This window comes from Acetobacter fabarum, from assembly GCF_022483405.1.
In the GTDB taxonomy this organism is placed as follows: domain Bacteria; phylum Pseudomonadota; class Alphaproteobacteria; order Acetobacterales; family Acetobacteraceae; genus Acetobacter; species Acetobacter fabarum.
The window spans coordinates 2,299,781-2,326,448 of the sequence record NZ_JAKVNI010000001.1 but is presented as its reverse complement, the minus strand read 5'-3'; the positions used below and the strand labels follow the sequence as shown (position 1 = coordinate 2,326,448).

Below are 26,668 nucleotides of genomic sequence, written 5' to 3'. Positions count from 1 at the left end.
CACTTTTTGCCAAGCCGCCAGCCATGACAAACCTGTGTTTATGCTAGGCGTGCGCGCTGTAGCGCAACTGCGCGCCCTTGGGCAAATGGGGTTGGGGGTTCTTTACCCGCCCGCCTGCCTGCATTGTGGGGCGGATGTTGCGCAGCATGGCCTGCTTTGCGCTACCTGTTTTGCGCATGTGCGGGTTGTTGTTGCACCATTTTGCAAGGCGTGTGCTGTACCGCAGGTAAGTGCCGCAATGCTGGGAGTGAATGATCTGTGCCCGGCATGCGAGCGGCATCCTCCCGTATGGGGGCAGGCGCGTGCTGCCTTTGTGTACGAAAGCGTGGCAAGGGAGCTGATTTTAAAGCTTAAATATGCCGATCAGACGGAAAACACATCTTTTCTGGCCCAGCAGATGGTGCGGATAGGGCAGGATATTGTGTGTGGTGATGCGCTGGTGGTGCCCGTACCCGTGCATCGCTGGCGGTTGTTCAGGCGGCGTTATAATCAGGCAGCGTTGCTGGCGCACGGTGTGGCCAAACTGGGCGGCCTGCATTGCCTGCCCGATGCTCTGGTTCGTGTCCGCTCCACGGTGCCTCTGGCGTCTTTTTCCCGTCAGGCGCGGCGGGATGAGGTTGCTCAGGCCATGAGTGTGCGTCGCACGCGTGCACACGGGGTGCGGGGGCATGATATTGTGCTGGTCGATGACCTGCTTACAACAGGCGCGACTGCTACAGCCTGCACCAATGCGCTGTTACAGGCGGGTGCGCGCACTGTCAGCCTGCTGGTGGCCGGGGTCGTGCCCGCCCGCCCGGAGGTGGATATTGACCAACCCGGCTAGACAAGGCGCATGAAGCCCATAACATGGCCAGCAAAAGCTGATTGAATCCATAACCCGGAACCAGTAAGGACAATCTATGCCTGAAATCAAAATCTATACCCAGCCCGGTTGCCCCTACTGCATGCGTGCAGTTGCCCTGCTGGAGAGCAAAAAAATTCCGTTTACCGAGATCAATGCCCCACGTGGCACGCCCGAGCGGGACGAGGCCATAAACCTGTCCGGTGGGCAAACAACCGTGCCCCAGACCTTTGTGGATGGCAAAGCCCTTGGCGGGTGTGATGACCTGATGCGGCTTGAACGCACGGGCCAGCTGAATGGCCTGCTCGGGCTGGGCTGAGTATTCATAACGACCAAAGGGTATCTGCCAGGGTAATACACTATGATCTGCTATCGTCTGCGTTGCGCCCATGACCATGTGTTTGAAGGCTGGTACAAAGACAGCAGTACATTTGCCATGCTCAGGCAGAAGAACCTTTTAAACTGCCCCGAATGTGGCACGTCCAGTGTGGATCAGGCCCCCATGGCTCCGGCCATTGTGGGGCGTGCGCCTGAGCGTTTGCCACAAAGTGATCCCACCCCCACACCAGATATGGCAGCGCCCCCGGCGCCCGTAGCAGGCCAGATGCCCCCCGGCCTGCCGGATGCCATGCTGAGTGCCCTGCGTGACGTACGGCGCACAATTGAAGAGAATTGTGAAAACATGGGCAACCGATTTGCCGATGAAGCCTTGCGCATTCATTATGGCGAAGCCCCCGAACGCGGGATTTACGGTGAAATGTCCCAGTCCCAGAGAGAAGAGCTGGAAGAAGAAGGGGTTGCGTTCCAAAACGTGCCCTGGGTGCGGGATACGGATAGTTGAATGTCTGGGCTGACCATATACAAATGGGGGTGGTGCGTAAGAAGGTGATCCCCCACATCTTGGAGGGCTAGGCGGGCAAGCCAGACCGCCGCCCGCTTGAGGGAGAGGCAGATATGACAAAGAACGGAACACGCGGCGCAGTGCATAAAGCCAAGGTGGGGTTTGCTGCCCTGCTGGCTATTTTGCTGGCTGGTGCGCACGTTGTACCTTCATCTGCCGCAGAACCGCCGGTGTCGAACGCTGCCACCTTAACGGGGTACTGGCTTAGTCAGGACCATGACGGCGTGTTTAAAATTGATCGCTGCGGGCAAAATCTGTGCGGCCATCTGGTTGGCCTGCGTTACGATGGTACGGATGTACCCCGTGGGCATGATGGCAAATCCGAGTGTAACCTGCTGATGTTAACGGATTTTCGTCCCATGGGCGAAAGTAATGCAGGGCGCTGGGCCGGACATATTCTGGACCCCGATACGGGGCACCTCTATGATTCTCAAATCTGGCTGGCGCAACCTGATGTGCTCAAGCTGCGTGGCTATATAGGGCTGCCTATTTTTGGCGAAACCCAGACATGGACCCGCTACAATGGCCCCGCCATGGGGCCTGTGTGCAAAATTCCCGATTCAGTCAAATAGGAGGCTGGTCTGGAGTGACTGTAAGCCTCCAGACCATAAAAAACTTTAAAATCAGTATCTTGTAAACGCCGCGATGTAGTTGATGCCGAGGTCGCGGGTTTCCTTCCAGCCCATTGGGCCGGGTGCCATGCCTGCTATCGCGGTCATGCGCAGGCCCGCCGCACGGGCATACTGGCCCAGTTCGGATGGCTGGATAAACTTGCGCCATTCGTGTGTGCCTACGGGTAGCAGCCGCAGAATATACTCGGCGCCAATCTTGCCAACCGCAAGGGAGCGCAGGGTGCGGTTCATGGTGGAAACAATGACCGTACCCTTTGGTCCTGCAAGCTGAGCCAGCATGTCCATAAATGCCGCAGGATCAGTGACATGCTCGATAATTTCTAACGCCACAACCGCGTCAAACTCGCAGCCTTCAGCCACAAGGTCTTCGGCGCTGCCATTGCGGTAGTGCAGTGGCCCCGCATGTTCGGGCAGCGGGCAGGTGGCCAGATGCTCCCTGGCGGCGGCAATACCGTTGGCTGAGGCATCCAGCCCCAGCACGTCGTAGCCTGCTTTGGCCAGGGCTTCACTCGCAAGCCCCGCGCCACATCCGATGTCCAGAATTTTTGCGCGGCGTGTGGTGCGGCCACGCAGGGGCAGGTGGCGGCTTGCCCAGTCTATGCGCAATGCATTCATGGCGTGCAGTGGGCGCATGGGGCCGGAAGGATTCCACCACTGCTCCGCAAGGGCGCTAAACCGTGCGATTTCTTCATCAGAGACGGATGAGGGCGCGTGTGGAGTGGTGGCGTTCATGCAACAAAATCCTTTCCTGCTGGTCTCCCCGCTGGACGAAAGGGGGCCGGGAAGGTTATGTGACGCGCCTTGTAAAGCTGTGCAACCATTCCTGTTCGTCTTTTCTGGCAAAGCTGGGGTCGAACTGGAGCTGGTGGCATGTTCTGCGGCTTGTCTGGTGGAGAATAAAGCTATGTCCGGTTCCGCACCCCGGATTGTCATGAAATTCGGCGGAACGTCTGTCGGCGACCTTGATCGTATTCGAGCCGTGGCCGAGCGCGTCAAAAAACAGAAAGACGCAGGATGTGATGTTCTTGTTGTCGTTTCCGCCATGGCGGGGGAGACAAACAGGCTTGTCGGTTTCTGCCAGTCCCTCTCTCCCCTGCATGACCCCAAGGAATACGATTCCATCGTGGCCACGGGTGAGCAGGTGACCAGCGGCCTGCTGGCCATTGCGCTGCAAAAGCTCGGTGTGCCCTCACGCTCGTTCGCGGGGTGGCAGGTTCCCATTCTAACCGATTCGGCACATGGCAAGGCCAGTCTGGATACAATTGATGGCACAAAGCTGCTTGGCTGCATGGCCGAGGGTATGGTGCCGGTTGTTGCGGGCTTTCAGGGCGTTGCGCCAGACGGGCGTGTTTCCACCCTTGGGCGTGGCGGGTCCGATACCTCGGCCGTAGCTCTTGCCGCAGCAATCAAGGCAGATCGGTGCGATATTTATACGGACGTGGACGGGATTTACACAACCGACCCCCGTATTGTGCCCAAAGCGCGCAAGCTTGATAAAATTACCTATGAGGAAATGCTGGAGCTGGCATCAGTCGGTGCCAAGGTGCTGCAAACCCGCAGCGTAGGGCTTGCCATGCGCGAAGGGGTGCGGGTGCAGGTGCTTTCCAGCTTTGCAGATGGTCCGGCAGTTATGGAAGGGCACCTTCCCGGGTCTTTGGTGGTGGATGAGGACGAAATCGTGGAAAAGAAACTGGTTACCGGCATTGCCTACTCGCGTGATGAAGCCAAGCTGTCGGTCCGGCGCATTCCGGACCGCCCTGGCATTGCCGCAGCAATTTTTGGTCCCATGAGCGAAGCGCATGTGAATGTGGACATGATTGTGCAGAGCACAGGCGCAGACGGCACCACCAACATGACCTTCACAACCAGCAAGAGCGACCTGCCGCAGGCGATCAATGTGCTGGAAAGTGTTCGGGACTCCGTGCAGTACGAAGAACTGGCAACAGACCCGGATATTGTTAAGATCAGCGTTGTTGGCACGGGTATGCGCTCGCATGCCGGTGTGGCCAGCACCATGTTCCGCACACTTTCGGAACGCTCGATTAACATTCAGGCCATTTCCACCAGCGAAATCAAGATTTCGGTGCTGGTGGCGGCGGAATACGCAGAGCTTGCCGTGCGGGCCCTGCATACCGCATATGGGCTGGATAATGTCTGAGCAGAACAACACGGTTGCCGTGACCGACGCCCCCACCCAGCCCGAACTGCAACGCGCGCGCAAGCGGCTGGATGCGTTGTGGCGGCGTGGGACCGACTTTTTGGGAACACAGTACGCCATTCTTGGCGGGGCCATGTCCTGGGTGAGCGAGCGCAATCTTGTGTCCGCCATTTCCAACGCAGGCGGGTTTGGCGTTATTGCCTGCGGGGCTATGGAACCTGCGCGTCTGGCGGAGGAAATTCAGGCAACCCGCGCCCTGACCGACCGCCCGTTTGGCGTAAACCTGATAACCATGCACCCGCAGCTGACCGAGCTGGTACAGGTCTGCCTGGATGCAGGCGTTGGCCATATTGTGCTGGCTGGTGGCATTCCACCCGGTGCGGCCATCAAGGCCATCAAGGATGGCGGGGCAAAGGTTATTGCCTTCTCTCCGGCGTTGGTTCTGGCCAAGCGTCTGGTCAAAATGGGCGTGGACGCGCTGGTAATTGAAGGGGCAGAAGCAGGCGGGCATGTTGGCCCTGTTTCGCTGACCGTTCTGGCGCAGGAAATTCTGCCGCATATCCAGAGTGTTCCGGTTTTTGTGGCCGGTGGTCTGGGGCGCGGGGATGCTCTGGTGTCTTATCTGGAGCTTGGGGCTTCGGGGGGGCAGCTGGGTACGCGCTTTGCCGCGGCGGAAGAAAGTATTGCTCACGAAAAGTTCAAAAAAGCGTTCGTGCGTGCCGCCGCGCGGGATGCCGTAACGTCCGTGCAGCTGGATGACCGTTTTCCAGTTATTCCCGTACGTGCCCTTGGTAACGAAGGTGGGCGGCAGTTTGTTACCCATCAGGCCGATGTGATCCGCCGCTTTCAGTCGGGGGAACTCACGCGTGAGGCTGCCCAGCTGGAAATTGAACATTTCTGGGCTGGTGCGCTGCGCCGTGCGGTTATTGACGGCGATGTTGAACAGGGGTCTGTTATGGCAGGCCAGTCTGTTGGTATGGTAACGTCAGTCCAGCCTGTGGCGCAGATCATTGACGATCTGGTGGAACAGGCGACTGTGGCTTTGGTACGTCAACAACGTCGTATGGATGCGGATGGCTGAATACGCCCAAGGTTCTGATCAAGAGCAAGGCTCGCTTTTGCCTCCGCTTCCCGATGTGGAGGTGCTGGGGGTAGGCGAAGCTTTGCGTAAACGCCGCGAGCAACTTGGCTGGAGCATCGGGGATGTTGCGGCCTGGCTGCGGATTCGCAGCGTTTATCTGGAAGCGCTGGAAAATGGGAATGCCAGCGTATTACCAGCAGAGGTCTATGCTCTGGGCTTTTTGCGGGCATATGGGCAGGCTCTCGGTTTCAATCCCGACCAGATGCTCAAGCTTTATCGTCAGGAAGGGCGGCTGGGTACGCGCAAGCCGGATCTGGATTTTCCCGATCCGCCGCCAGATCGCCGCCTGCCGCCTGCCGTTAGTATTTCCCTTGGGTTGGTCGTTATTCTGGCAAGCTATGTGGGGTGGTACTGTTTTGTGGGGCATGCCCCACCTGTGCCCGAACGCGTGCCGCCCGTTGCAACCCTGATGCCTGGTGAGAGTGCAAAGAATGCGCCCTCGCCACAGGTTGCTTCTATCCTGCCTGATCACAACATGGCGCAGCTTCCTCCCTTGCCGGTGGCCCAGCCTGCACCGGCACAGAGCACCCCAGTGGTGCCCACAGGGGCAGATGCGCCCGCACCAGTTAATGCGACCGGTGTGTCGGACGCACCGATGCCACCACAACCGGATAAGCCGGTTGCAGGGGAAGCCCCCGCCGTTCCTCCTGCGATTGAGCCGCCAACTGCAAGTGTGCCAGAAACGGCCAGTGCCAGTGCCAGTGCCAGTGCGGATGCGCCTCTTATGCTCAAGGCGCAGGCTCCAAGCTGGGTGCAGGTCAGGAATGCGGCCGGTAAGGTCGTGTACGACCATATTCTGCAACCCGGTGATGTCTGGACTGTTCCTGCCGATAACGGGCCGTACAGCCTGACTGTTGGCAATGCAGGCGGTGTAGCTTTTGCCCAAGGGGACATGACAACCCCGCCATTGGGGCGGAATGGTGCGGTTCTGCGGCACATTGCCCTAACGCCGGAAGTGGTTCAGCAGGTCCAAGCCGGTGGGGGAGTAAGTGCCACAGGAGCACCAGTGGTTGTGCCGTCACCTGCCGGGGCGGCTGTGCCTACCAGAACCAGCACGGTTGCAATGCCTGCGGCTGATGCGCCTGTAGCACCAGAAAATGGGACAGGGCATGTTGCCCAGCCTGCGCTCGAGGTGGCCAAACCACCACCGCACCGTCAGGCACCACCGCCTGCCGAACCAAGTGCGGATGACCTGAATGCCCGCCAGTTGAATGGGGCTGGCGCGCACTGAATGGCTCTTTCCATGCTTTATGTGTAGCCAACCGGACTTGATTTTGGCAGGAAAGCACCAAACCTAGAGCGGGAGACACCGCAGCGCCGAACTGCGGCCAGACCTCCCCCAACTGTCGTTTCGACAAAAGGATGCAAGATGAGCGGCTACCGGCCTTACCAGCATATCGAGCGTCGGAAATCTCGGCAGATCCACGTCGGCAAGGTAGCCGTCGGTGGTGATGCCCCGATTTCCGTCCAGACCATGACCAATACCCTGACCAGCGATGCACAGGCGACCATTGAGCAGATTCGTCGTGCCGAACTGGCTGGGGTGGATATTGTTCGTGTTTCCTGCCCGGATGAGGATAGCACGGCAGCACTGGCGGAAATCGTAAGGGAAGTGAACGTGCCGATCGTGGCCGATATTCACTTCCACTACAAACGCGCCATTGAGGCCGCCAAGGCCGGGGCTGCCTGCCTGCGTATTAACCCGGGCAATATCGGCAGTGCCGAGCGTGTGCGTGAGGTGGTTCAGGCTGCCAAGGATTACGGCTGTTCCATTCGTATTGGCGTTAATGCCGGATCGCTGGAAAAGCACCTTCTGGAAAAGTACGGTGAGCCCAACCCCGAAGCACTGGTGGAAAGCGCGCTCGAACACGCCAAGATTCTCGAAGATCATGACTTCCGTGAATTCAAGATCAGCGTAAAGGCATCGGACGTGTTCATGGCCGTTGCGGCTTACCAGCAACTGGCAGATGCGTGCGATTACCCGCTGCACATTGGCATTACCGAAGCTGGCAGCAAGCGCGCAGGTACAGTCAAGTCCTCCATCGGGCTGGGTAACCTGCTCTGGGCTGGCGTGGGCGACACCATGCGTGTTTCCCTGTCTGCCGCCCCGGAAGAAGAAGTGCTGGTCGGGTGGGATATTCTTAAATCCCTTGGCCTGCGGCACCGTGGGGTTAAAATTATTTCCTGCCCGTCCTGCGCACGTCAGGGCTTTAATGTGGTGGAAACGGTGCAGACTCTTGAAGATCGTCTGGCCCATATCAAAACCCCGCTTACGCTTTCCATCATCGGTTGCGTGGTCAATGGTCCGGGTGAAGCCCTTATGACCGACCTTGGGGTGACCGGGGGCGGTTCTGGCCGCCACATGGTTTATTCCGCCGGTAAGCAGGACCATACAATTGCTGCGGATGACATGATCAACCATGTTGTTGATCTGGTTGAAGAGCGTGTGGCTGCCATTGAGGCAGAAGAAGCGCGCGCAAAGCAGGAAGGGGCTACCCCAGAACTGCCGGATATGGCGTCCGCCAACTAAGTTCGCCTATCACCCGCCACGCGCTCCGGGCATGTTCGGGGCTGTGGCGGGTTTTATTTGCCCAATAGACAAAGATCAGGGAGCAGCCCGCAAGGTGCCGCTTCAATCAGGAAAAACAGGCCGTGAGCAGCATTCAGCCCGTAAGAGGAACGCACGATCTTATTGGAGAAGAGCAACGCCGCCATGCGCGCGTGGTCAATACCGCACGCCATATTGCCGGGCTCTACGGGTTTGATGAGTGGTCTACCCCCATTTTTGAAGAAACCCGCGTATTCTCCCGCTCTTTGGGCGATACATCGGACGTGGTTTCTAAGGAAATGTATTCCTTCAATGACCGTGATGGGGATAGCCTGACCCTGCGGCCAGAAGGTACGGCTGCCGTCTGCCGTGCGCTGGTGACCAATGCACTCACCCAGTCACTCCCCCAGAAGGTGTTTTATACGGGGCCCATGTTCCGGCATGAGCGGCCACAAAAAGGGCGTTACCGCCAGTTCCATCAGATTGGTGCAGAACTGCTGGGCGCGGCCGAACCTCTGGCCGATGCAGAAGCTATTGCCCTGGGTTATGCGGTGCTTGAAGCTCTGGGTGTTGCCCAGTACGTAACACTTGAGTTGAACACGCTGGGTGATGCCGCCAGCCGGGATGCATGGCGACAGGCGCTGGTAACGTATTTTTCCGCCCATAGCGCCAGACTGTCTGAAGATAGCCGCATCCGGCTTGAAAAAAACCCGCTGCGTATTCTCGACAGCAAAGATCAGGGTGACCGTGAGCTCGTGGTCAACGCGCCCCTGATGGAAGAGTTTCTGACCCCAGAGGCCCGGACATTCTGGGAGGAACTGCGCCACAAGCTCGACCTCTTTGGCATTGCCTACACGGTTAACCCCGCCATTGTCCGTGGGTTGGATTACTACAACCACACGACGTTTGAATTTGTAACCAACCGCCTTGGCTCGCAGGGTACAGTGCTGGCCGGTGGGCGGTATGATGGTCTGGTCAAGCAGATGGGTGGGCCGGAAGTGCCCGCCATTGGCTGGGCCGCCGGGGTGGAACGCCTTGCCATGCTGCTTGAAGAGGCTCCCTTGGCCCCGCGTTCCGTGGTGCTGATTCCGGTAGGCGCGCCGGATGAAAAAGCCGTGTGCCAGATTTTGCAGGCATTGCGCCAGCAAGGTGTGCGGACCGAAATCGGCTACAAGGGCTCGCTGCGTAAGCGTATGGAGCGGGCAGGCAAGCAGAACGCAAGCCATGTGCTGTTTCTGGGCGAGGATGAACTGGCCCGCGGTGTGTTCCGTGTCAAAAGCATGGAAACCGGGCAGGAAAACGAAGTGGCGACACAGGCGCTTCTTTCTGATGCGCGGAGCATTTTTGCGTAATGAACCTTGATGAACGGCTGGACCGGATTGCCAGTCGCGCGCTTGAACTGGAAGCGCTTCTGGCGAGTGGCCTGAGTGGGGATGCCTTTACTCAGGCATCCCGCGAATATGCGGAAATTGAGCCGGTTGTAAGCTGCATTAACGGCCTGCGTGCAACAGAAAAGGGTATTGCTCAGGCAGAGGCCCTTATGGCCGACCCGGAAATGCAGGAACTGGCGGGGGAAGAACTGGCAGAACTGCGTGAGCAACTGCCAAGGTTGCAGCGCGAAGTGCGGCTGGCACTGCTCCCCAAGGACGTAGCGGACGAGCGCAGCGCCATTCTGGAAGTGCGCCCCGCCGCTGGTGGGGATGAAGCAGCTCTGTTTGCGGCTGAATTGTTTGATCTGTACCGGCGGTATGCGGACCTCAAGGGGTGGCGCTTTACCGTTATGGATTATGACGAGAGCGAACTCGGCGGCCTGCGCTGCGGCATTGCCGAAATTAACGGCAAAAGTGTTTTTGCGCGGCTTAAATACGAATCCGGTGTGCACAGGGTGCAGCGCGTTCCCGCAACAGAAGCGCAGGGGCGTATTCACACATCCACGGTTACGGTAGCTGTTCTGCCAGAGGCGGAAGAGGTGGATGTGACCATTAACGAAAGCGAACTGCGCATAGACGTTTTTCGGGCGTCAGGGGCCGGTGGGCAGCACGTTAACAAAACTGAAAGTGCGGTGCGGATTACCCATCTGCCGACCAACATTGTTGTGTCCATGCAGGAGGAAAAAAGCCAGCACAAGAACCGTGCTAAAGCGATGAAGATCCTGCGGGCCCGCCTGTATGAACGCGAGCGGGAGCAGGCTCATGCCAATCGTGCGGCAGACCGGCGCTCTCAGGTCGGTACGGGGGATCGGTCCGAGCGGATACGCACGTATAACTTTCCGCAAGGGCGGGTTACGGACCACCGGATCAACCTGACCCTGTATAAAATTGATCGCGTTATGCTGGGCGAACTGGATGAGTTTGTGGATGCGCTTGCGCAGGAAGAGCAGGCCGCTCTTCTGGCGGATGCGGGGTTCTAGCGTTTTCAGCTAATCGGGGCGGAGCAGACTTCGCCCCGACCGGGGAGCCGCTCTGCCACCTGCGGAGCCTGTGGGTCCAGTAGAAAGAAATCCTTAAATCCGTATGAGCCAAAAGCATAAAAGTGGTGGCCATCGGGATTGTGCAAAATACCGTTACTGCTCACTTCGTGCGTTTCTGTCCGGCCATCCGCAGTGCGAATGGTAATTTCCCCGCACAACGTATAGGTGTGGTCCACACGGCCCAGTGGGGTAGGGATACGCACGGTTTTGTGCCGCGTGGCATCATCAAGCCGGAACTCGGATACGAGCTTGCCGTCCAGATAAATGCGTGAGACTTCGGAAATTTCCATGTCAGCTTTTCCATCCGTTACCGTAAACTCGCCAGCCAGAGCCGGGCGCAAGGGCACCGCCACAGCCAGCAGGCTTATGGCGCTCAGCAGCACAGCAGTCGGGAGAGTGAATGAAAAGCGTGAAGCAGACATGGATATTGGGTCGGGTGATTTGTTGAAATGACGAGTTCGAGCAAAGCAGAAAAAACCGTACACCACCAGTCTCTACACGACCTGCTGGCCAGTGGTGCGCAACTTTTGCGTGACGCGGGGGTGGAAAACCCCCGGCGGGAAGCACGTCTGCTCTTGCAGCATGCTCTGGGCATAACGCCCGAGGCGCTGTTGGGTCTTTCCCCGCGTGAAGAGGTGGCTACCGAACCGTTTTTGGGCTGGGTTGCCCGCCGGGCAAGGCACGAGCCGTTTGCCTATATTACGGGTAACAAAGGGTTCTGGAGCCTTGATCTGGCAGTCTCTCCGGCGTCCCTTGTGCCAAGGGGGGACACGGAAACCCTGATTACCGCCCTGCTGGACGCTTACCCGGACCGCAATGCACCTTTGTCGTTTCTGGACTTGGGAACGGGGTCTGGCTGCATTCTGTTAGCAGCTCTGGCGGAGTACCGGCAGGCTTGGGGTGTTGGGGTGGATGTTAATCCGGCTGCTGCCAGCTTGGCCCATGCCAATGCCCGGCGCTGCAATATGGCTGATCGTGCTCTGGTTATGGCAGCCCGGTGGGGAGATGCGCTGGCTCCCCAGACCCGGTTTGATGTTGTGTTCAGCAATCCGCCCTACATTCCCACACCAGACCTTGACGGGCTGATGGAAGAGGTAAGGGCGCATGAGCCCGTGCGGGCATTGGATGGCGGGAGTGATGGCCTGGACGCCTACCGCGACCTGTGTGCCCGACTACCTTTGTTGCTGCGTGATGGCGGGGTTGGTATTTTTGAAATCGGGGTAGGGCAGGAGGAGGCCCTGCGGGACATAGCCGCGCAGAACGGGTTGGGTGTGGTGCGTGTACTGGCCGATCTGGCCGGAATAGCCCGCTGTGTTGTGCTGCGTTAAGGGCTGCCATAAGCCGGAATATAAAAAAACCGGTTGGCTTTGTGGTTGTGCGTTGTTATTGTCGTCTGGCTCAGTCCTGCGGCAGTATTCAGATTAGCCAGATCTGCCTCGGTGGATGAGCGGTAAGGGCCTTTCTTCCGGCAATAAAAACAGATTGCCGCCAAAAGCCCATTCCGAAAAAACAATTCGGCCTTCATTCAGGAACATGCCTTTTGTATCGGACTGTTTCTTCATGCAAAGTGCCATGAACAGGAAAGCACTGTGATAAACCCATGAATGTAAAACGGATGCGTACCAGACACCATCGCTCCAACGGGAGCAATGGAGCGTCCAGGCAGTTGAATGGCCAGATTCCAATGAACCGGAATCATGTTTTTGACAGTCATGGCCCCGATGTACGGGTCAGAGGCACAGCACAGCAGCTTTTTGAAAAATATCTCCAGCTCGGCCGTGATGCGACGGGGAGCGGTGACCGCGTGGCGGCTGAAGCCTATTTCCAGCATGCCGAACATTATTTCCGTATTCTGAACGCCATGGCGCAGGCTGCGCAGCAAAGCCAGCAGGAGCGTGCGGAACGTCAGGCCGCCCGCCAGCAGCGTGTTACGTCCAATGCTTCCGAGGACGAGGAAGACGATCAGGCAGAAGCCGAGAACGAAGCTGTGGCCGAGGTCAAGGACCTGTCGAGCGAGCCGCAGCCCGAACTGTCCGAAGGTTAATCCGGCGCTTCGCTACCCTGCATTCGCCCTGCTGACCACGGATGTGGAGCAGGGTGGAGCAGGTTTGCTTCCGTGTGCATATGTACGCACATGTATAACAATGCCTGTTTGGTCTGTTTGACCAAAAGGTAAAGTTAACGCTTTGATTTTTAGGGAATTTGGTAGCGGCGGAAGGATTTGAACCTCCGACCAAGGGATTATGATTCCCCTGCTCTACCACTGAGCTACGCCGCCATTGGTTGGTGGCGGTTATGTATCTGTTCCCGGGGGGGGCGTCAATCCATCTTGTCAGATTTTTTTGAAAAAACTGATTGGTTGGAGGCAATTGGCTTACTGCTCCAGATTGCCCGCGCCAAAAATGTAGTTGCTTACCTGCTGTTCAAGGCTTGAGGGTTCAAGTGTGTGGGTCATTACCTGCCCGGACTGGGCGAGGGTTGTAGCTTTTCCCGGCTCGATCATCAGCGCATTTTCGGAGGAGAGGGTACCGCTGCCAATGGTCAGGGTGCTATCGGTTGGCAGGTGGAGTGCGCTATCCAGCCGGAAACGGACAATAGCCATCTGGGAGGCGGGGTCGAGCACAATGCTGGACACGCGACCAACCTTGACCCCGGCAATATCCACATCTGCCCCGCGCGCCAGACCGTTGGCAGAAACAAAGCGGGCTGTAAGTTCGTAGGATGATTTGCCCGGTGTTTTCTGGGTATTGATCGCGTACATGCCAAACCCTGCTGCCGCAGCCAGAACCAGAGTGCTGCAAATAATAGCGCCTATGTGGTTTTGTCGGCTCATGGTTGGCTCAGGCCCTTATCAAAAAGTGTGCTTGCGCAAAAAGTTAAACAGGACGAAATCCTTGCAGCACTTAGGCGCATGGTGCAAGGACAGCAGTCAGATAACAGACCGTTTGGAACGCTAAACTTACATGTCCCTTTTTCAGGCACTTATCATGGCGCTGCTACAGGGCGCTACAGAGCTTTTTCCTGTCAGCAGTCTTGGGCATGCTGTTGTCCTGCCGTCTTTGCTGCACTGGTCGTATGATCTGCATGACCCGACCTTTCTGCCATTTCTGGTCATGCTGCATATGGGGACATCCGTCGCCCTGCTGATTTTTTTCTGGCAGGACTGGCTGGCCTTGGGCAAAGGGGCGTTTGGGGCGTTCGGGCATCGTATCCAGCTGGAAAGCCTGCATATCCTGTGGCTGATCTGCCTGGCAACTGTGCCTGCGGTTATTGTTGGTGGTCTGTTCGAGCACTGGTTGCGCAGTGTGTTTGGCTCCGCTTCCTCTGCCGCATTATTCCTGTTCCTTAACGGGGTGCTGCTGCTGGTGGTTGAAAAACTGCGGAACCGTGTTGTCCGCAAGGATGTCCGGTATCTGGCCAGCCTGACATCGCGCGATGCGCTGTTTATCGGTTTTTTCCAGTGCTTTGCCTTTTTCCCCGGCCTGTCGCGCTCGGGCGCAACCATTTGCGGGGGGCTGCTGCGCGGACTGCACCATGATGCAGCGGCGCGTTTTTCGTTCCTTATGGCTCAGCCGGTTATTATTGCCGCAACAGTGCGCGAAGCCTTTAAAATGCGCCATACCCCCATTGACCCGGCCCAGATGCATATTGCCCTGTTGGCGGCGGTTGTGTCGGGGGTAACTGCTTTGGCGAGTACGGCTTTTCTGATGCGCTATTTCCGTAAGCATGACAGTTGGGCAATGTCACCTTTTGCATGGTACTGCATGGTGGTTGGCGGGACTGCGTTTCTGATCTTCCATTTCGCACGGTAAGTGGTGGGCGGGATGAAACGGGTGCGTGCTCCCTTGCTGCGCAAGTCACTGGCCAGAATAGAGCTGGAAAACGGGCAGCAGCGCCTGAAAAAAACGCTGGGACCATTGCAGTTGACCATGCTGGGCGTGGGCTCAACCATTGGTGCGGGCATTTACGTCATGACCGGAACTGCCGCCGCCAATTACGCTGGCCCCTCCATTCTGCTGTCTTTTATTATTGCGGGTATTGCCTGCCTTTTTACGGCTCTGTCCTATGCGGAGCTGGCATCTGTTATGCCGGTATCGGGGTCAGCCTACACGTATGCCTACGTATCCATGGGGGAAGGGTGGGCATGGGGCGTTGGCTGGCTGCTGTTGATGGAATACGGTATTTCCTGCGCGGGTGTTGCCGCCGGTTTTTCGGGGTACGCTGCCAGTCTGCTGGAAGATCTGGGGGTGCATGTTCCGCCTGCTTGGCACACGACAACCCTGGAAGTGGTTTCTCAGGGGCTTAACCGGCATATTGCAGGCCATTGGCAATGTGACCTGCTGGGAGCCTTGTCCATTGCGATCGTGACCGGGCTTCTGGTCGTGGGTGTGCGGGAATCCTTTAAAATCAATTCACTCATTGTGGTGCTTAAGGTGGGTGTACTGGCGGTTTTTGTGGCTCTGGGTGTGTGGCAAATGCACCCGGCTTACTGGACGCCGTTCATTCCGGCGTATCAGGGTGGTTTTCGTTATGGTGTTCCCGGTATTTTCCGGGCGGCGTCGGTTATCTTTTTTGCTTATGTCGGGTTTGAGGCCGTTTCTACCGCAGCAGCCGAAGCCAAAAACCCCAGACGGGACGTGCCGGTGGGGATTGTGCTGTCACTGGTGGTGTGCACGGCGGTATATATGGTGGTGGCTGCCGTGCTGATAGGTGTTGTGCCATGGCAGACGCTGGATGTGGCGGACCCACTGGCTATTGCGGTTAATGCCATGCATCAGCCATGGCTTGCCCTGTTTGTTAAAATTGGTGCGGTCGTTGGCCTGTGTTCGGTACTGATGGGTCTGTTATACGCCCAGAGTCGAATCTTTTTTGCCATGGCTGAAGATGGTCTGCTGTTTTCCGTTTTTGCGCGTTTGCACACGCGTTACCACACGCCATGGCTTGGCAGCATCATGCTGGGGAGTGTGGTCGCTCTGGCGACTGCCGTTCTACCAATTGATATTATTGGTGATCTGGTCAGCCTGGGCACGGCAACAGCGTTTGGCATTGTCTGCTTTACCGTAATATGGATGCGCAATACGGCCCCGGACTATAAACGCGCTTTTGTTGTGCCGTTTGGCGGGTTTGTGCTGCGCGGCGTATGGGTTGGGTATGTGCCGTTGCTCGGCATGGTGTTCTGCGGGTTTATGGTTGCCCCGCTCTGTTGGGAAATGGTGTTGTCCCTTATGGGGGGAGACCCCGTACCTGCTCTGCTGCTGGCGGTTTATGCGTTGTGTGGGTGGGGGTGCTACCGCTTTTACGGGCGGCGTCATTCCCGTCTGGCGCAGGAGCACCGGGCTGCAATGGCGCAGGATGCGCTCAGTCATTAAGCGGGTAGGACGCCAGCAGTTTTTTCTGTTCGCGCCACAGGCGTAACCCGTACCACAGGTTTGTGGGTTTCCAGCCTGCGGCCTTGTTTTTGGCCCCTATGCGGTAGCTTTCTCCGTAATGCAGGAACTGTGCCGCATAGGCCTCGCGCAGGGTTGTTCTGGCATCCCAGATATGGATGGCTTCCGCGCCAACACCGTTGATTTCTATGATCTCAAAATTCTCGCCGCGGGCGAGGTCTTCCTCACACCGGAATTTCAGGTCAATGCGCCCGAAATAAAAGTCGGGAATATCCTGCATGATCTGGTCGATCCGCTGGGTCAGTTCCGGCGTAATGTCGGCTATGCCATTGCGAAAAACCGCCCCTTTGCAGTGATTGCCTGCAAAAACCAGATCAATCCTTTCCCCCTGCTCGGGAATGGTGTGCAGGCGGTGCTGCAGGCGTGGGGTGTAAATATGCAGTACCTTGCTGGTGCGGGCGTCCTGTTTGAGCAGTTCCAGAACGGTATTCCGGCCATTACCGATCAGGAAGGGGATGTCCTTGTATGTCAGGGATGTCAGACGGCCTGTGGGTTCATCCGGGTGGCGGATGTAAAACAGCCCGGCTTCATGCGGCCATGTGATCAGTTTTTGAATAACAAGTTCCACATTGCGCGGGAATGATGCACAGACCTGTGCCAGTTCCTCCTGCGTATGTACCAGCTTGACCCCCGTGCCGTTGCACCCGATGTCGGGTTTGACAACAACAGGGAATGCCAGCTCCTTGGCGTGCATGGCCTGCGTGGCCTTGGCCAGATCGTTCTCGCCAGTGGTTAACGTTGCGTATGGCGCAATCCATTGGGTGGCATATGGGCCAGCCATGTCCAGCAGGTCGCTTTTCTTTTCCCCGCACAGGCCACCGGTGGTTATACGGGGGTTGGCGGCGGTGGGGAGTGTGACATCCCTGTAGCGCAGGCCAAGCAGGATCCAGTAAGCCACAACGGGTGTGTAAAATACCCAGCGCGGCCAGAACTCGAAGAGTGAGAGAGGGTTAGGTTGCTTGTCTTGCTGGGAGGGGGGCATGGATAAGGTCATATCTTGTGTTTTTGGGTGCGCGCAACAAGCCGCCCCACCAGAATGATGGCGGCCACAAAGCCCGCCACGCCAACCCAGCGCCATGCGCCAAGATGGGCCAGAAGCGCTCCCCCCACACGCAGGGAGAGCATAAAGAGTGCTGTTGTCCACAACAGGGTGGCGCAGAAGGTGGCTGCCGTAAAAACAGCCAGCCCGGCCCGGAAAAAACCACAGGCCGTATAAAGGGGCAGACGTGAGCCCGGAATAAACCGGCTGACAAATACAACCACGAACAGGTTCCTGCTCAGCCATGCCTGCTGTGTCTGGGCGGAGGGAACGTTAACCCAACGCTGTGCGGGGGGCCATTTGGCGGCTAACGCGCCCAGAGCGTAAAGCCCCACATCGCCCAGAACAATGCCCGCGTACAGGGCGCCCAGGGCCACGGGAATACTGATTGTATGGAGATGAACCTGAATAGCCGTAACAACGGTTGCCGCGTCTTCCAGCACAAAAGTTGCCAGAATAACAATCAGAACCTGCAAAAGAGGTTGTGTGGCAGTCAGTTCCAGAAAATGGTCAAGCACAACGGAGCCTGCTCTCCAACACGGCAGATATGGTCCGGCTTGCGCACAGAACCTGCGGCAACAGGCTCTTTTACGCGTCTCCTGTCAAGTTTTGGGGAGATGCGTATAAAAACCGGCATTGCATATGGTTAGCCGGAGTTCTGGCATGGATTAAAGCGGACAACACGGCCTGACAGGCATGCAAAAGCAGGATAGTGTATTTGCCTGTGTCGTCTGCAAAGCGGATCGTGCCTCATGTTACGTAGAAAACTTTTGCTTGGGGGGGGCGCTTTGCTGGTGGCCTCACCTGTTTGTGTGCGCAATGCAGCGCAGGGTGCGACCGGCAGCTATGCTGCGTTTTTGGCCGGGGTCAGGCGGGAGGCTGTGGGGCAGGGTGTTTCTGCCTCCGTGGTTGCGCAGGCGCTGGCGCCGTTGCATGCCCCGAACCCCAAGGTTTTGCAGGCGGACAGGCACCAGCCGGAATTCACCCTGACATGGGCGCAGTACAAAGACCGCGTTCTGAGCGAGAAAAAACTGAATGATGGTCTGGCCGCCATTCAGCAGCGCGCAGAGCTGCTGGGGCGGATCAGCCGGCTTTACGGTGTTGCTCAGGGCGCTATTGCGGGCATATGGGGGCTGGAATCCGCTTATGGCACCCGCATGGGTACGTTCTCGGTGATCGATGCGCTGGCAACGCTGGCGTATGATGGCCGCCGCGCCAGCTTTTTCCGCACCGAACTGCTCAAGGCGCTCCATGTGGTGGAACAGGCCGGAGTGGCTCCGGCCCATATGCTCGGCAGTTATGCGGGGGCCATGGGACAGCCGCAGTTTATGCCCAGTGCCTATATGCGTTACGCCGCCAGTTACCCCGCAGGTGGGCGGGCGGATATCTGGCATAATGAGGGCGATGTTTTTGCCTCCATTGCCAACTATCTGGCCCGGTGTGGCTGGCAGGCCGGGCAGCCATGGGGGGAGGGCGTTGTACTGCCCGATGCTCTGGAGCAGTCCCTTCTTGGCCGCAACCACGTAAGACCGCTTGCATGGTGGGAGCAGCACGGAGTAAGGCCCCGTGCTGGGGAGTTTGATGCCTCCGTGCAGGAAGGGGCGGTGATCCGCCCTGATGGGCCGGGGGGCGAGGCCTTTATTGTTTACCACAATTTCAACGTGATCCGACGGTACAATCCATCAGATTTTTATGCATTGGCCGTAGGGCTTCTGGGTGATGCCATAACGTGAAAAAAGTCGTTTTCTGGGGCTGTCTGCTGCTGGCGTCGTGTACTCCGGCACCTATGCCCCATTCGGATGTGCATTATACGGTTGGGGCCGCGTGGCATGTGCCGGGCCAGTGGTTTTACCCGCGGGAGGAGTTTGCCTGGCAGGGAACCGGCCTTGCCATACGCCAGGATGGGCGTGAAGGGGAGCTGACCGCCGATGGTGAGGTGCGCAGCATGGCCACAATGACGGCCAGCCACCCCACACTCCAGTTGCCTGCCATTGTTACCGTGACCAATCTGGAAAACGGGCGGCAGGTGCGTGTAAGGGTAAATGACCGTGGCCCTGCGCAAATGGGCCGTGCGCTGGCTTTGTCCACGCAGGCGGCCAATCTGCTTGGCATGGGGGCAGCGCCAGCACAGGTTCGGATTGTGGAAGATGAAGTTGCCAGCCGCCAGTTGGCGGAAACCCTGCCCGGTGGGGTTGCCCTGCAAATTGCGGCAGCGCCGCGCGAGCAGGTTGTTCAGTCCAGCCTTGGCGGGAATGGCGGTGTTTCGGTCGTGGCCGTAGGTGGTGGGGTAGAGAGTGCCCCTGAATCCACTGGCGTAAAGCTGGCGGATCTGCCGGTGGCTTATGCGCAGGGTTATGCGGCTCCGGGCATGCTTTGGGTAGAGACAATGGATTTTACATCCCGCTCCGCTGCGGTCATGCAGGCTGGCGGCCATGGTGGTGTGGTCAGGCCCGTTATGTCTGGCCAAAGCATGATGTGGGCTGTCCGGCAGGGGCCGTTTGCGACTATAAGTGCCGCAGACGCAGCCCTTAAGCGGGCGCTGGCAAATGGTTTTAATGGTTCTCACATCGTCGTCGAATAGGGAATAGCTTTGCAGACTCGACGGTTTTTACTCGCAGGGGGCGCTGCCCTTTTTTCTGGTAGCTTTGTAGGGGGTGCGGTGGCGCGCCCCCGGCACGGGGCTGCCCCTTCGGCCGCGCCCGAGGCACCCGCCGCTACCGTGCCCGAAACGCCAGCCACCACGCCCGTAGGGCCGGTGGATACAATGGCGCGCTGGGCCTGTATTCTGGATTATGGCAGCGGTGCTGCCGTGCTGGAAAAAAATGCGGATGAGCGCATGCCGCCCTCTTCCCTGACCAAGATGATGACGGCTTATGTCACATTTGGCATGCTGCGCGCAGGGCGGCTCAAGCTCGACCAGATGCTGCCGGTTAGCGAGCGCGCCTGGCGCATGCAGGGGTCTAAAATGTTCGTCCCGCTGGGGCAGAGCGTTGCGGTGCAGGACCTTATTCAGGGCATGGTTATCCAGTCCGGCAATGATGCGTGTATTGTGCTCTCCGAAGGGATTTCCGGTTCTCAGGAACAGTTTGTTGCGCTGATGAATGATACGGCCGCCAAGCTGGGGCTGACCAATTCGCACTTCATGAACGCAACCGGCTGGCCTGCGGAAAATCATTACATGTCCGCGCGGGATGTAGCGTATCTGGCGTTGCGCCTGATCCATGATTTTCCCGAATATTATCATTTCTTTTCGGAAAAAGAGTTCGTTTTTAACAAAATTCATCAGGAAAATCGCAACAGTCTGGTGGTCAAAGGTCTGGCTGATGGCCTTAAGACCGGCCACACGGATGCTGGTGGGTTTGGTCTGTGCGCCTCTTCCGAGCGGGATGGGCGGCGGGTTGTCATGGCTATTAACGGCCTGCCGAGTGATGGCGCCCGCGGGCGTGAAGGAGAGCGCCTGATGGGCTGGGCATTTGCGAATTTTGAAACCGCCCAGATCATCAACAAAGGTGAGATCGTAGAGCAGGCCCCTGTCTGGATGGGGGCGAGCCAGACCGTGCCTCTGGTTGCTGCTCAGGAGTTCAAGATGCTGCTGCCACATGGCTGGAAAAACAGCACGCATGTGGCCATAGACTATGACAGCCCACTTATTGCCCCTGTAAGTGAAGGGCAGGTTGTCGGGCAGTTGAGCGTGGTTCTGCCCGGCGGCAGAAAAGCCAGTATTCCGCTTGTGGCAGGGCAGGCGGTGCCTGCTCTTGGCCTGCTCGGCCGGGCGGCCCGACGGCTGCACCTTTAAGCCATGCAGTCTGGTCTGTTCATAACGCTTGAGGGCGGGGAGGGCGTTGGCAAGTCCACGCAGCTCCGCCTGCTCAGGGATGCCCTGCAATCGCACGGGTACAGGGTGCTGGCTACGCGGGAACCTGGCGGTTCCGCTGGTGCGGAAGACTTGCGGCAGTTGCTGCTGTTTGGCAAAAACCCCCTGTCCCTCCGTGCCGAGATACTGACGCATTTTGCCGCACGGTTTGACCATGTGGATACGGTTATCCGCCCTGCCCTGGCAGAAGGGCAGATCGTGCTGTGTGACCGTTTTACGGACTCGACCATGGCGTATCAGGGCTACGGTCGGGCGGAGGGGCAGCCTGCTGTTCTGGACCTGATCGCCGCGTTGCAGGCCCAGTTGGGGCTGATGCCGGATATGACCTTTCTGCTGCAGGCACCAAGGGAGATCACACGGCAGAGGCTGGCCGTACGCGGGGTACCCACAGACCGCTACGAAAAGGCAGATGAAGCCTTTCACGCCCGTATTGCCGCAGGGTTTATGGCAATAGCGGACCAGCAGCCTGAGCGCGTAAAGTGCATTACAACCGCCAATCATAGTCAGGAGGCCGTGAGCAGCCTGATCATGAAGGAAATTTTGCCCAGATTGCCCCATGTCTGATGCGTCCGGCCTGTCCCCCCGCATAGCTTCGCTTCAGTTGCAGGGGCATGAGGCTGAACTGGCATTGTTCAGGGGGGCTCTTGCCAAAGGCCGTATGCCCCACGCCTGGTTGGTGAGCGGGCCGCCCGGTGTTGGCAAGGCTACGTTTGCTTTTACCCTGGCCCGTATCCTGCTGGGTGGCATGGAAGCGGAAAACCCGGTTGCCCGCCGTATTTCTGCCGCCAGTCATGCCGATCTGCTGGTGGTGGAGCGCGGGTATGATGAAAAAAAGCAGCGCTACCGGCAGGAAATTGTTGCCGATGATGTGCGCCCGATTAACGCTTTTTTGCGCCGGACGGCAGCCGAAGGGGGCTGGCGTGTTGTTATTGTGGATGGCGCGGAATGGATGAACCGCAGCGCGGCTAACGCTGTGCTGAAAATTCTGGAGGAGCCGCCGCCCGCCACTGTGCTGATTCTGACCAGTTCCGCACCGGGGCGGCTGTTGCCAACCATCCGTAGCCGGTGCCGCAGGCTTGAGCTTTCCCCCCTGCCAGATGCGGCTATGCAGCGTGTGCTCCAGCTTTTGTGGCCGGACCTGCCCACGCAGGATTTTGCACGGATTGTGTCACAATCACATGGAGCGCCGGGCAAGGCTGTGGCATTGTTGGTAGACACAGGCGGTAACATGGCCGCTCTGGTTGCCGAGGTGTTACAGGGAGTGCCCCCCCTGCGGGGTTACGAAATTGCAGAGGCCGTTTTACGCAAGGATTACGGTTTCAGCCTTTTCTTTGCCCTGTTGGCGGACCAGTTGCAAAGCACGGCACGCCATGCCGCAAAGGCAGGAAACCGCCAGTGTATGGCCCTTGCTGCTGCATGGGAGCAGATTATGCGCGTTCACACCGAGACGGAACGCTTTAATCTGGATAAACAGGAAGCCCTAATTGAAGCCATGACGATTGCGAGCCCAGAATGACCCGTCGTTTCTATGTGACTACCCCTATTTATTACGTGAACGGAGCACCGCATATCGGCCACGCCTACACGTCCATTGCAGCGGATGTTATGGCGCGTTTTCATCGTCTGGCGGGGGATGATGTCTTTTTTCTGACGGGCACGGACGAGCACGGGCAAAAAGTGGAGCAGGCCGCGCAGGTGGCAGGCGTTGCCCCCAAGGAATTTGCGGATAACGTTTCGGCCAACTTCCGCGCCATGGCCGATGCCATGGCCATTTCCTACGATGATTTTATCCGCACGACCGAGCCCCGGCACATTGCCAGCGCGCAGGCCCTGTGGCGCAAGGTTGCGGATAACGGCGCCATTTATCTGGATGCGTACGAGGGCTGGTACGCCCTGCGTGATGAATGTTTTTATGGCGAAGATGAACTGGTCGCAGGGCCGGACGGTAAAAAGGTTGCCCCTACCGGCGCGCCGGTAGAGTGGCTCAAGGAGCCATCCTACTTCTTCCGTCTGTCCGATTATCAGGACCGTCTGCTCGAACTGTATGAGCAGCACCCCGAGTTTTTAGGCCCGCATGGTGCACGCAACGAGATCATCAGTTTTGTCAAACAGGGTCTGCGTAACCTGTCCATCAGTCGCACCAGCTTTAAATGGGGTATTCCTGTTCCCGGTGATGAGCAGCACGTCATGTATGTGTGGTTTGATGCGCTGGCCAATTACCTGAGTGCGCTGGGCTACCCGGATGCAGATGCCCCCCGCATGGCATACTGGCCTGCCAGCCTGCATCTTGTAGGTAAGGATATTGCACGCTTCCATGCCATTTACTGGCCTGCCTTCCTTATGGCTGCGGGTATTGAACTGCCCAAAAAGGTTTTTGCCAACGGCTGGTGGACCATCGAAGGCCAGAAGATGAGCAAGTCTCTGGGCAACGTGGTGGACCCCAGGGAACTGGTTGCAGAGTTCGGGCTGGATGCGGTTCGCTTTTTTGTACTGCGAGAAGTCCCCTTTGGCGGGGATAGCGATCTGTCCCGCAAGGCGCTGATCACACGCAATAACGTGGAACTTGCCAACGATCTGGGGAATCTGGCGCAGCGGACTCTCTCTCTGGTTGCGCGGAACTGTGGCGGTATTCTGCCAGAACGCCGGACGCTGACGGAAGAGGATGAAAAGCTTCTGGGGCAGGTTGTGGTTCTGCCGCAACTGCTGGCCGCGCAGTTTGAGCGCTGTGCGCTCACCGATGCGCTGGAAGATGTGTGGAAGGTCATTCGCGCCTGTAACGCCTATATCGACCATCAGGCCCCATGGGCGCTGCGCAAGACCGATGTGGAGCGCATGGCGGATGTTCTGCGCGTTCTGCTGGATGCCCTACGCGGAATTGCCACCGTGCTCCAGCCCTTTATGCCGGACAGCATGGCCCGTATGCTCGACCAGCTTGGTGTGACGCAGGACGAACGGACATTCGCAGCCCTTGAGGTGGCTCTGCCCGGTGGGCGGCAACTGCCCGCCCCGCAGGGTATCTTCCCCCGTTATGTTGAGCCGGAACAGTCATGAGCGATGTCACCATGCCCGGGCTGATCGACTCCCATTGTCATCTTGATCATTTTTCGGACGAGGAACTGCCCGCCCTGCTTGATGCCGCCCAAGAGGCGGGGCTGGGCGGCATGGTTACCATTGGCACACGCCTGTCCAATGCGGGGGAGCAGAAGCGCCTGACGCAGTTTGCCCGCCCGGATATGCGGATATGGTGCACAATTGGCACGCACCCCGACCATGTGGAAGAAGCCCCGGTACCGCAGGTGCAGGATATTGTAACACTGGCCGACACCCCCGAAGTGATTGGCATAGGGGAGACAGGGCTGGACTACTTCCATGGGCAGGAAGGAGTTCGTCCGCTCCAGCAGGAGAGCTTTCGCAGGCATATTCAGGCTGCCCGTGCGCTGGAGATCCCCGTTATCATCCACGCTCGGCAGGCTGATGCGGATGTGGCGGCCATTCTGGAGGATGAGAGCGCTCAAGGTGCTTTTCCCATCCTGCTCCACTGCTTTGCCTCTGGCCCCGAGCTGGCCAGCCGGGTGGTGGCCCTTGGTGGGTATGTCAGTTTTTCCGGTATTGCGACCTTCCCTAAATGTGAGGAAATCCGCAGTGTTGCGCGTGACCTGCCCATAGAGCGTATTCTGGTGGAAACAGATGCCCCCTATCTGGCCCCTGTGCCGCAGCGGGGTAAACGGAACCAGCCTGCTTTTGTGGCGCATACAGCGCGCCGCATTGCGCAGGAGCGGGGGATGGATGTGGCTGCATTTGCCGAGCAGACAACGCGGAACTTCCACAGGTTGTTTCGTAAGGTGCGTTAAAGCGGGAGTAAGCCGGGTATGAAGGTCAGTGTGCTTGGGTGTGGTGGGTCATCTGGCGTGCCTGCACTCGGTGGGCCAGACGGGCATGGCCAGTGGGGCGCGTGCGACCCGGCTGAACCCCGGAACAGGCGTAGTCGTGCATCCATTTTTTTGCGGATGGAAGATGGATGCGGCGTTCTGGTCGATACCGGGCCAGACCTGCGCGCCCAGTTGCTTGCACATGGTATTAGCGCGTTTGAGAACGTAATCTACACCCATACTCATGCGGATCATGTTTCTGGTCTGGACGAGTTAAGGGGCATTAACCGCCAGATTGGTAAGGCCATTACCGCATACGGTACCGCGGAAGTGCTGGGGGAGTTGCAGGAGCGGTTTGCTTACGTTTTCAAACCCCACACAACGCCGTATTTTTTTCGGGCGGTGCTGGATGCCCAACCCATTCTGTGGGGAGAACAGGTCAATATTGGCGGATACGCCTTTACCCTGTTCGAACAGAACCACGGTTACGTCACGTCCACAGGGCTACGGTGTGGGACGTTTGCCTATAGTACGGATGTGGTGGAACTGCCCGAACAGTCTGTCGCATGTCTGCGTGGCGTCCGTACATGGATGGTGGACTGTTTTCAAAAAACGCCCCATGGCGCGCATGCCTGGCTCGACCGGGTGCTGGAATGGAAAGCCCTGATTCAGCCAGAGCGCGTTATTCTGACCCATATGGGAGCTGAAATGGACTGGGGCTGGATGCGTGAACACCTTCCCCCCGGGGTTGAAGCCGCATGGGACGGCATGAGCTTCGAACTCCCTGACCCTCCCCATGCGGGGTGAGGAGGGTAGGCTGCTTTACACAGGAGCGGTCTAGCGGCTCATCAGCACTGTAATGTCAGCGCTTTCCAGCACGTGGCGGGTAACACCGCCCAGAATGAGCTGGCGCAGGCGGGAGTGTGAATAAGCTCCCATAGCCAGCATATCGGCATCAAACTCGCGGCAGGCTGCCAGCAGCCCTTTCCCGACATCACGCTCGACGGGCTGGAACTCAACGGCATCGGCCTTGATGCCGTGGGCTGCCAGATACTCCACCACGTCTTTTGCGCTGGGGCCACGGCGCTGGTAGTCCCCGCAGTGCAGCACCCGCACGGCTTCGGCCGTTTGTGCCCAGGCCAAGGCACCACGCAGGGCGGAGGAGGACTCAGCCGTGCCATTCCAGCCAATACAGACACGCTTGATCAGCCCGACCGGAGCGGTACGGGGGGCCATTACCACGGGGCGCCCGCTATCGAACAGCACAGCATGTAGTGTTTCGGAAGAGGATACCTCATCACCGGAATCGGGGTGTGGCACCAGAGTGAAGTCCGACAGGCGAGCCTGCGCGGGAATGATCTCGCTTTCCGCACCACGGACCACGGTAAAGCTGATGCTTGGGGCATCCTCGGGGTAGGCGCTGTGCAGGGGCACAACCTTTATGTCGGGGTTGGCGGCGGTGTAGCGCTCGAACAGTGTGTGCACGTCATGGGCATGGCGAGCACTTTCGTGGTCAGCCGAGCGCATCAGGTCTTCCACCATGGCGCCGGACATGCCCTCACCGGCCAGTGGAGCAATGTCCCGCCCATCGGGGCGTACGTGCAGGACGGCAAGGTGCGCGCCAAAGCGGCGGGCAAAATTGCCGCCACGTACCAGAGCGGCCTCGGCATTGGACGTGCTGGGGAGTGGAAGCAGAATTTTGCGGACGTCTTTCATTGTGTCGCTCCTTTAAATATCTGTGCGCGCGG

General features: G+C 58.3%; 29 protein-coding genes and 1 tRNA gene. 22 read left to right on the top strand and 8 right to left on the bottom strand.

Annotated elements, in window-relative coordinates:
• Positions 1–40: 40 nt before the first annotated feature.
• The 4 genes from LKE65_RS10875 to LKE65_RS10860 all read left to right on the top strand — a co-directional run bounded on the left by LKE65_RS10875 (position 41) and on the right by LKE65_RS10860 (position 2,314).
• Positions 41–823: a double zinc ribbon domain-containing protein gene (locus LKE65_RS10875; RefSeq protein ID WP_278741342.1), complete on the top strand. Its 783-nt coding sequence runs from the start codon at positions 41–43 to the stop codon at positions 821–823.
• A gap of 76 nt (positions 824–899) precedes the next feature.
• Complete coding sequence (gene grxC / locus LKE65_RS10870) at positions 900–1,160, top strand: glutaredoxin 3 (RefSeq protein WP_086645892.1); 261 nt, start codon at positions 900–902, stop codon at positions 1,158–1,160.
• A gap of 42 nt (positions 1,161–1,202) precedes the next feature.
• Positions 1,203–1,682, top strand: a complete 480-nt coding sequence (locus LKE65_RS10865; protein ID WP_095348891.1) for a DUF1178 family protein — start codon at positions 1,203–1,205, stop codon at positions 1,680–1,682.
• A 113-nt stretch (positions 1,683–1,795) separates the two neighbouring features.
• On the top strand, positions 1,796–2,314 hold the full coding sequence (locus LKE65_RS10860) for a DUF2147 domain-containing protein (RefSeq protein ID WP_278741341.1): 519 nt from the start codon (positions 1,796–1,798) through the stop codon (positions 2,312–2,314).
• Positions 2,315–2,365: 51 nt separating this feature from the next.
• On the opposite strand, the gene ubiG is transcribed toward LKE65_RS10860, so the two are convergent.
• Entirely contained in the window at positions 2,366–3,106 is a 741-nt protein-coding gene (ubiG, locus tag LKE65_RS10855) for a bifunctional 2-polyprenyl-6-hydroxyphenol methylase/3-demethylubiquinol 3-O-methyltransferase UbiG (protein ID WP_278741340.1), read from the bottom strand.
• A gap of 172 nt (positions 3,107–3,278) precedes the next feature.
• On the opposite strand from ubiG, the gene LKE65_RS10850 reads away from it, so the two are divergent.
• The 6 genes from LKE65_RS10850 (at position 3,279) to prfA (ending at position 10,631) form a co-directional block, all read left to right on the top strand.
• Positions 3,279–4,532 (top strand): aspartate kinase, encoded by a 1,254-nt coding sequence (locus LKE65_RS10850; RefSeq protein ID WP_086645896.1) that lies wholly within the window; start codon positions 3,279–3,281, stop codon positions 4,530–4,532.
• Positions 4,525–5,613, top strand: a complete 1,089-nt coding sequence (locus tag LKE65_RS10845; protein WP_095348888.1) for an NAD(P)H-dependent flavin oxidoreductase — start codon at positions 4,525–4,527, stop codon at positions 5,611–5,613. The genes LKE65_RS10850 and LKE65_RS10845 overlap by 8 nt, the downstream gene beginning before the upstream one ends.
• A 37-nt stretch (positions 5,614–5,650) precedes the next feature.
• Positions 5,651–6,904, top strand: a complete 1,254-nt coding sequence (locus LKE65_RS10840) for a helix-turn-helix domain-containing protein (protein ID WP_278741339.1) — start codon at positions 5,651–5,653, stop codon at positions 6,902–6,904.
• 138 nt (positions 6,905–7,042) lie between these two features.
• On the top strand, positions 7,043–8,203 hold the full coding sequence (gene ispG / locus LKE65_RS10835; protein WP_086645898.1) for a flavodoxin-dependent (E)-4-hydroxy-3-methylbut-2-enyl-diphosphate synthase: 1,161 nt from the start codon (positions 7,043–7,045) through the stop codon (positions 8,201–8,203).
• A gap of 122 nt (positions 8,204–8,325) precedes the next feature.
• Positions 8,326–9,573 (top strand): histidine--tRNA ligase, encoded by a 1,248-nt coding sequence (gene hisS / locus LKE65_RS10830; RefSeq protein ID WP_278741337.1) that lies wholly within the window; start codon positions 8,326–8,328, stop codon positions 9,571–9,573.
• A complete protein-coding gene (prfA, locus tag LKE65_RS10825) occupies positions 9,573–10,631 on the top strand; it encodes a peptide chain release factor 1 (RefSeq protein WP_165924952.1) in 1,059 nt (352 codons plus the stop codon). Before hisS ends, prfA begins: the two co-directional genes overlap by 1 nt.
• A gap of 5 nt (positions 10,632–10,636) precedes the next feature.
• On the opposite strand, the gene LKE65_RS10820 is transcribed toward prfA, so the two are convergent.
• Positions 10,637–10,981: a hypothetical protein gene (locus LKE65_RS10820; RefSeq protein WP_373321578.1), complete on the bottom strand. Its 345-nt coding sequence runs from the start codon at positions 10,979–10,981 to the stop codon at positions 10,637–10,639.
• Between the two features lie 159 nt (positions 10,982–11,140).
• Between LKE65_RS10820 and prmC the strand changes: the two genes are divergently transcribed.
• Entirely contained in the window at positions 11,141–12,019 is an 879-nt protein-coding gene (gene prmC, locus LKE65_RS10815; protein WP_278741336.1) for a peptide chain release factor N(5)-glutamine methyltransferase, read from the top strand.
• A gap of 93 nt (positions 12,020–12,112) precedes the next feature.
• Here prmC and LKE65_RS10810 read toward each other — a convergent pair whose 3' ends face one another.
• Entirely contained in the window at positions 12,113–12,253 is a 141-nt protein-coding gene (locus LKE65_RS10810) for a hypothetical protein (RefSeq protein WP_165924879.1), read from the bottom strand.
• 38 nt (positions 12,254–12,291) lie between these two features.
• Between LKE65_RS10810 and LKE65_RS10805 the strand changes: the two genes are divergently transcribed.
• A complete protein-coding gene (locus LKE65_RS10805; RefSeq protein WP_086645904.1) occupies positions 12,292–12,735 on the top strand; it encodes a DUF4167 domain-containing protein in 444 nt (147 codons plus the stop codon).
• A 159-nt stretch (positions 12,736–12,894) separates the two neighbouring features.
• Here LKE65_RS10805 and LKE65_RS10800 read toward each other — a convergent pair.
• Together LKE65_RS10800 and LKE65_RS10795 are read right to left on the bottom strand one after the other, a co-directional pair.
• Positions 12,895–12,969, bottom strand: a tRNA-Met gene (locus LKE65_RS10800).
• A gap of 96 nt (positions 12,970–13,065) precedes the next feature.
• On the bottom strand, positions 13,066–13,524 hold the full coding sequence (locus tag LKE65_RS10795) for an MlaD family protein (RefSeq protein WP_095348883.1): 459 nt from the start codon (positions 13,522–13,524) through the stop codon (positions 13,066–13,068).
• 130 nt (positions 13,525–13,654) lie between these two features.
• On the opposite strand from LKE65_RS10795, the gene LKE65_RS10790 reads away from it, so the two are divergent.
• Both LKE65_RS10790 and LKE65_RS10785 read left to right on the top strand, forming a co-directional pair.
• Entirely contained in the window at positions 13,655–14,503 is an 849-nt protein-coding gene (locus LKE65_RS10790) for an undecaprenyl-diphosphate phosphatase (protein WP_086645906.1), read from the top strand.
• 12 nt (positions 14,504–14,515) lie between these two features.
• Positions 14,516–16,060 carry an amino acid permease gene (locus LKE65_RS10785; RefSeq protein WP_278741334.1) on the top strand — a complete coding sequence of 515 codons (1,545 nt, stop codon included), beginning with the start codon at positions 14,516–14,518 and terminating at the stop codon, positions 16,058–16,060.
• On the opposite strand, the gene LKE65_RS10780 is transcribed toward LKE65_RS10785, so the two are convergent.
• Positions 16,050–17,120, bottom strand: coding sequence for an ATP-binding protein (locus tag LKE65_RS10780; protein ID WP_194301251.1), 1,071 nt, complete (start codon positions 17,118–17,120; stop codon positions 16,050–16,052). The genes LKE65_RS10785 and LKE65_RS10780 overlap by 11 nt on opposite strands.
• Positions 17,121–17,128: 8 nt before the next feature.
• On the bottom strand, positions 17,129–17,695 hold the full coding sequence (locus LKE65_RS10775) for a DedA family protein (protein ID WP_278741332.1): 567 nt from the start codon (positions 17,693–17,695) through the stop codon (positions 17,129–17,131).
• 234 nt (positions 17,696–17,929) lie between these two features.
• On the opposite strand from LKE65_RS10775, the gene LKE65_RS10770 reads away from it, so the two are divergent.
• Genes LKE65_RS10770 through LKE65_RS10735 form a run of 8 tightly spaced genes read left to right on the top strand, consistent with a single transcriptional unit; the run spans position 17,930 to position 25,727 of the window.
• Positions 17,930–18,910: a lytic murein transglycosylase gene (locus tag LKE65_RS10770; protein ID WP_278741331.1), complete on the top strand. Its 981-nt coding sequence runs from the start codon at positions 17,930–17,932 to the stop codon at positions 18,908–18,910.
• Between the two features lie 53 nt (positions 18,911–18,963).
• Positions 18,964–19,758, top strand: coding sequence for a septal ring lytic transglycosylase RlpA family protein (locus LKE65_RS10765; protein ID WP_278741330.1), 795 nt, complete (start codon positions 18,964–18,966; stop codon positions 19,756–19,758).
• Between the two features lie 3 nt (positions 19,759–19,761).
• Positions 19,762–20,973, top strand: coding sequence for a D-alanyl-D-alanine carboxypeptidase family protein (locus tag LKE65_RS10760; RefSeq protein ID WP_278741851.1), 1,212 nt, complete (start codon positions 19,762–19,764; stop codon positions 20,971–20,973).
• A gap of 3 nt (positions 20,974–20,976) precedes the next feature.
• Positions 20,977–21,615, top strand: a complete 639-nt coding sequence (tmk, locus tag LKE65_RS10755) for a dTMP kinase (RefSeq protein ID WP_095348877.1) — start codon at positions 20,977–20,979, stop codon at positions 21,613–21,615.
• Positions 21,608–22,567, top strand: coding sequence for a DNA polymerase III subunit delta' (locus tag LKE65_RS10750; RefSeq protein ID WP_278741329.1), 960 nt, complete (start codon positions 21,608–21,610; stop codon positions 22,565–22,567). Before tmk ends, LKE65_RS10750 begins: the two co-directional genes overlap by 8 nt.
• Positions 22,564–24,102 (top strand): methionine--tRNA ligase, encoded by a 1,539-nt coding sequence (metG, locus tag LKE65_RS10745; protein ID WP_278741328.1) that lies wholly within the window; start codon positions 22,564–22,566, stop codon positions 24,100–24,102. Before LKE65_RS10750 ends, metG begins: the two co-directional genes overlap by 4 nt.
• 11 nt (positions 24,103–24,113) lie before the next feature.
• Positions 24,114–24,902 carry a TatD family hydrolase gene (locus LKE65_RS10740; RefSeq protein ID WP_278741850.1) on the top strand — a complete coding sequence of 263 codons (789 nt, stop codon included), beginning with the start codon at positions 24,114–24,116 and terminating at the stop codon, positions 24,900–24,902.
• Between the two features lie 18 nt (positions 24,903–24,920).
• Positions 24,921–25,727: an MBL fold metallo-hydrolase gene (locus LKE65_RS10735; protein WP_278741327.1), complete on the top strand. Its 807-nt coding sequence runs from the start codon at positions 24,921–24,923 to the stop codon at positions 25,725–25,727.
• Positions 25,728–25,757: 30 nt separating this feature from the next.
• Here the strand turns inward: LKE65_RS10735 and LKE65_RS10730 are convergent, their stop codons facing one another.
• Entirely contained in the window at positions 25,758–26,636 is an 879-nt protein-coding gene (locus tag LKE65_RS10730) for a universal stress protein (RefSeq protein WP_278741326.1), read from the bottom strand.
• Between the last annotated feature and the right edge of the window lie 32 nt (positions 26,637–26,668).

Coding starts and splice junctions, on each gene's coding strand:
- LKE65_RS10845 (WP_095348888.1), top strand. CDS start 4,525: ATGTCTGAGCAGAACAACACGGTTGCCGTGACCGACGCCCCCACCCAG.
- prmC (WP_278741336.1), top strand. CDS start 11,141: ATGACGAGTTCGAGCAAAGCAGAAAAAACCGTACACCACCAGTCTCTA.
- LKE65_RS10765 (WP_278741330.1), top strand. CDS start 18,964: ATGCCCCATTCGGATGTGCATTATACGGTTGGGGCCGCGTGGCATGTG.
- LKE65_RS10770 (WP_278741331.1), top strand. CDS start 17,930: ATGTTACGTAGAAAACTTTTGCTTGGGGGGGGCGCTTTGCTGGTGGCC.
- LKE65_RS10795 (WP_095348883.1), bottom strand. CDS start 13,524: ATGAGCCGACAAAACCACATAGGCGCTATTATTTGCAGCACTCTGGTT.
- LKE65_RS10865 (WP_095348891.1), top strand. CDS start 1,203: ATGATCTGCTATCGTCTGCGTTGCGCCCATGACCATGTGTTTGAAGGC.
- LKE65_RS10790 (WP_086645906.1), top strand. CDS start 13,655: ATGTCCCTTTTTCAGGCACTTATCATGGCGCTGCTACAGGGCGCTACA.
- LKE65_RS10740 (WP_278741850.1), top strand. CDS start 24,114: ATGCCCGGGCTGATCGACTCCCATTGTCATCTTGATCATTTTTCGGAC.
- LKE65_RS10785 (WP_278741334.1), top strand. CDS start 14,516: ATGAAACGGGTGCGTGCTCCCTTGCTGCGCAAGTCACTGGCCAGAATA.
- LKE65_RS10750 (WP_278741329.1), top strand. CDS start 21,608: ATGTCTGATGCGTCCGGCCTGTCCCCCCGCATAGCTTCGCTTCAGTTG.
- LKE65_RS10820 (WP_373321578.1), bottom strand. CDS start 10,981: ATGGAAATTTCCGAAGTCTCACGCATTTATCTGGACGGCAAGCTCGTA.
- LKE65_RS10860 (WP_278741341.1), top strand. CDS start 1,796: ATGACAAAGAACGGAACACGCGGCGCAGTGCATAAAGCCAAGGTGGGG.
- LKE65_RS10780 (WP_194301251.1), bottom strand. CDS start 17,120: ATGCCCCCCTCCCAGCAAGACAAGCAACCTAACCCTCTCTCACTCTTC.
- tmk (WP_095348877.1), top strand. CDS start 20,977: ATGCAGTCTGGTCTGTTCATAACGCTTGAGGGCGGGGAGGGCGTTGGC.
- LKE65_RS10850 (WP_086645896.1), top strand. CDS start 3,279: ATGTCCGGTTCCGCACCCCGGATTGTCATGAAATTCGGCGGAACGTCT.
- LKE65_RS10735 (WP_278741327.1), top strand. CDS start 24,921: ATGAAGGTCAGTGTGCTTGGGTGTGGTGGGTCATCTGGCGTGCCTGCA.
- LKE65_RS10805 (WP_086645904.1), top strand. CDS start 12,292: ATGAATGTAAAACGGATGCGTACCAGACACCATCGCTCCAACGGGAGC.
- prfA (WP_165924952.1), top strand. CDS start 9,573: ATGAACCTTGATGAACGGCTGGACCGGATTGCCAGTCGCGCGCTTGAA.
- LKE65_RS10730 (WP_278741326.1), bottom strand. CDS start 26,636: ATGAAAGACGTCCGCAAAATTCTGCTTCCACTCCCCAGCACGTCCAAT.
- metG (WP_278741328.1), top strand. CDS start 22,564: ATGACCCGTCGTTTCTATGTGACTACCCCTATTTATTACGTGAACGGA.
- LKE65_RS10875 (WP_278741342.1), top strand. CDS start 41: ATGCTAGGCGTGCGCGCTGTAGCGCAACTGCGCGCCCTTGGGCAAATG.
- ubiG (WP_278741340.1), bottom strand. CDS start 3,106: ATGAACGCCACCACTCCACACGCGCCCTCATCCGTCTCTGATGAAGAA.
- grxC (WP_086645892.1), top strand. CDS start 900: ATGCCTGAAATCAAAATCTATACCCAGCCCGGTTGCCCCTACTGCATG.
- LKE65_RS10810 (WP_165924879.1), bottom strand. CDS start 12,253: ATGAAGAAACAGTCCGATACAAAAGGCATGTTCCTGAATGAAGGCCGA.
- ispG (WP_086645898.1), top strand. CDS start 7,043: ATGAGCGGCTACCGGCCTTACCAGCATATCGAGCGTCGGAAATCTCGG.